Origin of the sequence: Streptomyces rubellomurinus, from assembly GCF_000961885.1 — a bacterium.
Classification (GTDB): domain Bacteria; phylum Actinomycetota; class Actinomycetes; order Streptomycetales; family Streptomycetaceae; genus Kitasatospora; species Kitasatospora rubellomurina.
Genome location: NZ_JZKH01000390.1, coordinates 1 through 247 on the forward strand (window position 1 = coordinate 1; position 247 = coordinate 247).

Annotated in this window: 1 protein-coding gene; it reads right to left on the reverse strand. The window is 75.3% G+C overall.

Going from position 1 to position 247, the window contains the following annotated elements; all coding sequences use genetic code 11:
• Positions 1-247 (reverse strand): KR domain-containing protein (locus tag VM95_RS38320; protein ID WP_045706430.1); only part of this gene is annotated, 247 nt, incomplete at both ends.

The following is a 247-nucleotide window of genomic DNA, read 5'->3' on the forward strand; positions in this document are numbered from 1 at the left end:
GGCCTTCGGGGCCAGGACGCGGGCGAAGCGCTCGGCGCTCTGGCCGGCGAGCAGGCCGTCGTCCAGGACGGCGGCCAGGTGGAACACCGAACCGAGCGCTCCACCAAGGCCGTTGACGACCGCCGCGATCTGCTCACGGTCGGCGACATCGCACGCCTCGATCCGCACGCTCTCCGCACCGGCGGCCAGCAGTGCGCCCCGGACATCGGCGGCGCTGGGGGCCGCCTCGCCCTGGCGGGAAGTCAGC